Source organism: Protofrankia sp. CiP1_Cm_nod3, from assembly GCF_982290655.1.
This window is the reverse complement of the sequence record NZ_CEVIVD010000079.1, coordinates 1-892: the sequence shown is the minus strand read 5'-3', so window position 1 is coordinate 892 and position 892 is coordinate 1. Positions and strand designations below refer to the sequence as shown.

Genomic DNA, 892 nt, shown 5'->3' with positions numbered 1-892 from the left:
CGTCCAGCCGCGCCAGCTCCTCGGCGCGACCCACGAAGTCCTCATGCACACACGAAGACTAACATCCATGTTAGTGACATCAGTGTTAGTGACATCAGTGTCGCTGGCATCAGCCCCGCCCAGGATCCGGTCTGCCCGCGACACGGCCGAGCCGGACCCACGGAGACGGAAAACAAGAGCCGCAATCGCCTGAAGCACCCCAGAAATTCTGGCATACTATGACAAATAGTATAATCCACGCATAAATGGATGTGTCTTTATCAGCTACAGCCGCAATGACAGTACATATGTAAAATCCCTCATCGAGCATCTCCGAAACAAAAAATTCCAGCGTGGTACGACAACTCAATAGATGCAGGAATGGAATGGCGCAACGAAATCAAGCGAAGGATTGACGGCTGCTCGGTTTTCATCGTGGTAATGTCCCCATCCGCCGAAAAATCAGAGTGGGTCTATCGGGAAACGATACAAGCAGAAAAAGGGAAGATTCCCGTCATGTCACTGCTCCTGACTGGTGATGCATTCTTCCACCTGGCAGACAAACAACATGAAGATGTGCCCGATGGGCGAATGCCATCACCCAGACTCATCACCCTGCTGCGCCGACACTGCGGATACAACTCCGACATCACGACTAACATCGAGAACGACTGGAGGGCCACGCCTCCGACATCCTATACCTATACCTATACGCGTACCTATACCTATACGCGGCCGATGGAGCAGGTTAGGTTCAACCTCGGCAGAGGAGTGCAGTACTTCGCCGCCGTCCTTGCCATTATCTGGATTTTTAGCATCCTCGACGGTAACTCAGGAGAAGTCATCCTGCCAGCACTCCTGCTCCCCGTTCTACTGAGAGTCAGGACAGTAAGAACATCCTATCTCGACTTTC

Annotated in this window: 1 protein-coding gene; it reads left to right on the top strand. The window is 52.5% G+C overall.

Translation table 11 applies throughout. The annotated features are described in order from the left end of the window. Window positions 1–360: 360 nt before the first annotated feature. The coding region (locus AC5LUJ_RS15475; RefSeq protein ID WP_493465162.1) for a toll/interleukin-1 receptor domain-containing protein at window positions 361–892 on the top strand (532 nt) is incomplete at its 3' end.